At 71.2% G+C, this 4,437-nt stretch carries 3 protein-coding genes; 1 reads left to right on the top strand and 2 read right to left on the bottom strand.

Annotated elements, in window-relative coordinates:
• A partial coding sequence (locus D7V93_RS38880; protein WP_147451567.1) for an ABC transporter permease occupies positions 1-1,846 on the bottom strand: 1,846 nt, incomplete at its 3' end.
• Complete coding sequence (locus D7V93_RS47540; RefSeq protein WP_120648113.1) at positions 1,843-2,799, bottom strand: ABC transporter ATP-binding protein; 957 nt, start codon at positions 2,797-2,799, stop codon at positions 1,843-1,845. The genes D7V93_RS38880 and D7V93_RS47540, both read right to left, overlap by 4 nt.
• Positions 2,800-2,917: 118 nt before the next feature.
• Between D7V93_RS47540 and D7V93_RS38870 the strand changes: the two genes are divergently transcribed.
• Positions 2,918-4,099 carry an acyltransferase family protein gene (locus D7V93_RS38870; RefSeq protein ID WP_120648112.1) on the top strand — a complete coding sequence of 394 codons (1,182 nt, stop codon included), beginning with the start codon at positions 2,918-2,920 and terminating at the stop codon, positions 4,097-4,099.
• Positions 4,100-4,437: the final 338 nt, after the last annotated feature.

Below are 4,437 nucleotides of genomic sequence, written 5' to 3'. Positions count from 1 at the left end.
ACCCCTGCCCCACGAGCACCCCCAGCCACGCGAGCGTCACCACGGGCACCACCAGGTACGGCGCGAGCCGCCACGCCCCGCGCAAAAGCCCCGAAGGCCTGAGCGCCTCCAGCGTCGTCACGGAGTCCCGCGCACGGCGGCCGTCCAGGCGCACCGCCAGCGCGAGGAAGAAGACCGCCACGCCCAGCGCCGCCACGCGGTTGAGCACCAGCGCGGCAAAGTCCACCTGGAACACGCCCAGGTCGGTCCACCGCACCGCGTCCCACAGCGGCCAGTTCGTCACCCAGGTGAGGTCCTCGCGCACGGCCAGGAAGCCGGTGAGCCCCAGCGCGCCCAGCGCCAGCGCGTAGGTGCCGAAGCGGCCGCCCGTCACCGCGCGCGCGGCCAGGATGAAGGCCGTCCACAGGAAGAACGTGGGCAGGAGCAAGAGGCCCCACACCACTGCGTAGGGCGTGAGCGACAGCGGCACGGTGCCCTGCGACACCTGCACCAGCGTGCCGGCGAGCGCCATGATGCCCAGCAGCACCACCGCGACGAGGCCGTTCGCCAGCGCCTTGCCCAGCAGCACCGACAGGGTGCGCACCGGCAGCGCGTCGTGGATGGGCGCGAAGCCGGAGGCCTGCTCCCGCTCCAGCGACTCCACCACGTAGAACATCAACAACAGACACACGAGCACAGACGCCGCGTTCATCGAGCGCACCGCGAAGCGCCCCGGTACCAGCAGCAATTCCGTGTCGAAGGGGCCCACCGCCATGGCGGCCTGGGACGCCATCTGCACCAGCAACATCGGCAGGAACAGGTAGAGCCCCGGCTGGGACAAGAGGCCCCGCGCCTCCGCCCGCGTCACCGTCGCGAGCCCCGCCCAGAAGCCCGGCGGCCTCACGGACATGCCCAGCGCGACCAGCGGGGCTTCCGCGTGCGACAGCGCCACCTGCGCGGGCGGCGGCTCGACGAGGCGGTTGCGGGCGGCGCGCGAGGGCCGCACCTTCACCTCGCCCCGGAGCGCGCGGCGGAAGTGGCGCTCGCTCCACGCCACCGCGCCCAGTCCCAGGACCATGAGCGCGCACCGGCTGGTGACGAAGAGCGCGTCCAGCCCCACGGGCTGCGTGTTGTAGAAGTCCACGCCCCGGTCCACCTTGATCCACGTCTCCGTGAGCCAGCGGAAGCCGCCCGGGTCCACCGCCATCAGGAACCGGTTCACGCGCGGATCCAACCAGCCGGGGGTCCAATCCCAGAGGAAGAAGGCGCAGAGGAAGAACAGGCCCACCGGCAGGAAGTACACCGGCACCGCGCGGCGCGTGCGCTCGCCGATGGCGAAGGCCGCCCCCGCCATGAAGACGATGAGCGGCAGGCCGAACCACAGCGCGGGGCGCACGTAGTGTCTCAGCGCGAAGGGCCCCCGGAACTCCGCCGAGTCCCCCGCGGGCACGACGTGGTGGAAGAAGACGAGCAGCCCCATCAGCACCCCGAGCGCCAGCACGTACGCGCCCAGGACCGCGGCGAACTTGCCCCACACGTACTCGGCGGGCGTCAGCGGCGTGGTGTGCAAGAGCGGCTGCACCCGGGCCTCGTCGTCGGAGATGACGGACATGCCCGCGCCCACCGACACGAAGAAGGTGAACAGCAGGAAGGTGAGGAGCAGGACCGTCTGCGCGACGGCGAACTCGCTCGTCATCCACGCCTTCTTGCCGCCCACCTCGGAGCTGCCCGACGCGATGGTGACGCTGCCCGACGACACGCCCCACACCACGCCCAGCAGCAACACGAGCAGCACCCAGAACAGCGGACGGCGCACCTGGTGGCGCCACTCCGTGCGCGCCACGCGGGCCAGTCGGGACAGGTTCATGCGCCCACCGCCGGAGCCTGGCCCGGAGCCTGGCCCGGAGCCTGGCCCGGAGCCTGGGCGACAGCCGGGGCCGTGGGCTCGGGCGCGTCCTTCATCAGGAGGAGGTAGGCGTCCTCCAGCGTGGGCGTCGTGCGCTCGAAGCCCGGGGGCGGGGGCGCGCCCCGCGGGAGGTGGATGCGCACGCGGTTGCGGCCCTCGAAGAGCACGGCCTGGGTGACGCGCCAGGCCTGCTGGAAGGGGGCCATGTCGGCCGGCGGGACGGTGCCCTCGAAGAGGGTGTCGTGGAGCGCGGCCTTCGCCTCGCTGGGGCTGGTGATGGCGACCACGCGGCCCTGGCGGATGACGGCGAAGCGCGGGCAGAGCATGGCCACGTCCTCCACGATGTGCGTGGACAGCAGCACGGTGCGCTCGTGGGCGATCTCCGCCAGCAGCCGGTAGAAGCGCTGGCGCTCCTCCGGGTCCAGGCCCGCGGTGGGCTCGTCCACGATGATGAGCTTCGGGTTGCCCGCGAGCGCCTGCGCGATGCCCAGCCGCTGCCGCATGCCGCCCGAGTACTCCTTCACCTTGCGCTTCGCCGCGAACGTGAGGTTCACGCGCTCCAGCAATTGCGCGACCAGCGCCTTCAGGCCTTGCGGCGCGGTGACGCCCTTCAACTCCAGCAGGTAGCGCAGCATGTCCTGGCCGGAGAGGTACGGGTAGAAGCCGAACTCCTGCGGCAGGTAGCCCAGGTGCGGACGCAGGGCCTCCGGATGACGCACCAGGTCCATGCCGTCCAGCGTCACCTCGCCGGAGGTGGGCTCCAGCAGGCCGGAGAGGATCTTCATCAGGGTGGACTTGCCCGCGCCGTTGGGGCCCAGCAGCCCGAACATCCCCCGGGGCACCTCCAGGTCCACGCCGCGAAGGGCCGTCACGGGGCCCGGATACACCTTCACCAGATTGCGCAGGCTGAGCATGTGGCCCTTTCTACGCCAAAGAGAGGCCCCGATTTCCTCCTGGAAGGCGACCTCCAGCAGGCAGGCAGCCGCGGGGGTATTTGAGGCGTGAAAACAGGGCTGCGAGACTCGCGGCCCCATGGCTTCTTCCCGGCAGCACCTGGACGCACTCACCGGGCTGCGGTTCCTCGCGGCCGCGCACGTCGTCGCCTACCACGTCTACCATCTGGTGTTCACCGCCACCGAGGCCCCGCCGGGGCTGCACGGGCTCATCGGCAGCGGGTACGTGGGCGTCAGCTTCTTCTTCGTCCTGTCGGGCTTCATCCTTGGCTACAACTACCTGGAGCGTCCGCCCGACACGCGCGAGGCGCGCACGGCGTTCTGGGTGGCCCGCTTCGCGCGCGTCTATCCCATCTACGCGCTGGGGCTCGCCATCGCCGCGCCCGCGTACCTCAAGAGCCTGCTCACCGCATGGACGGTGACGCCCGACACGGCGTGGCGTGAGAGCGCGGCGCTGGTGCTCGCGCCGCTGCTGCTCCAGAGCTGGGTGCACTGGACGGCGCTCGCGTGGAACGCCGCGGGCTGGTCCCTGGCGGTGGAGGCGGTCTTCTACGCGGCCTTCCCCTTCCTCGCGGGGCGCCTGGGACGGCTGGGGCCCAAGGCGCTCGCGGTGGGGGCGCTGGCGGTATACGCGCTCGCGCTATCGCTGCCGGGGCTCTACATGCTGGTGGATCCGGACCACACCGGAGGCACGGCGTCCGCGTACAACTCCGGGCCGTGGATGCTGACGTTGCGCTTCAACCCGCTGGCGCGGCTGCCGGAGTTCATCCTGGGCATCCTCGCGGGCCGCTACTTCCTGCTGCGCGCCAGCGAGGCCCCGCGCTCGCGGCCCGTCGTGCTGTCGGTGCTGGGAGTGATTGTCATTGCCGCGCTGATGGGCAGTCCCTTCCTGCCCTTCCCGCTGCTGCACAACGGGCTGCTGGCGCCGGTGTTCGCGGGGCTCATCGTCCTGCTGCCCCGAAGCCGGGGCGGCGTGGCGCGCGTCCTCGCGTCGCGTCCCCTCCTCCTGCTGGGCGAGGCGAGCTACGCGCTCTACATCCTCCACATGCCCGTGATGTTCGCGTGGAAGTCCGTGCTCAAGCGGCTGGGGGCCTCGCCCACGTCGGCCTGGGCGGTGGTGGCGCTGCTGGGGGTCATGGGGGTCCTGAGCGTGCTGGCGTACCAGCGCGTGGAGAAGCCCGCGCGCGAATGGATCCGCGCGTGGTGGATGGGGCGCACCGGGCAGCGGCCGGTGACGACGGGCCTCCAGCCGCGGGGGTGAGTGGCGGTTGCGTGGGCAGGAGGACGCCCCGGGACTTGCAATCTCATGTTCCGAGAATTGCCTGTCATTCCCAATGCATTGCATTGAAGCGCTCTGCCTGAATATCGTCGGCCCGCCTCCGTCCCTGGAGGCGCTCGCCGCGCGGTGGAGGTCAGGCGCCTCCAGCATCACCCGCCAGCGCGTGAATCGGCCGATATCCCAGGCCGTGCCGAGCTTTCTCCCGTCAGCTCACTCCCGGAATTGCTCCATGCGCCCGTCGCGAATGTCTCCCTGTGTGTTGTTGCTGGGCCTCGTGCTCACCCTCGCGGCCTGCAAGGGCTCCGTGGAGTCCCCCAAGC

The sequence above is a fragment of the Corallococcus llansteffanensis genome (assembly GCF_003612055.1).
In the GTDB taxonomy this organism is placed as follows: Bacteria; Myxococcota; Myxococcia; order Myxococcales; family Myxococcaceae; genus Corallococcus; species Corallococcus llansteffanensis.
The sequence above is the reverse complement of the archived record's forward strand: the minus strand, read 5'-3'. Positions and strand labels throughout refer to the sequence as shown.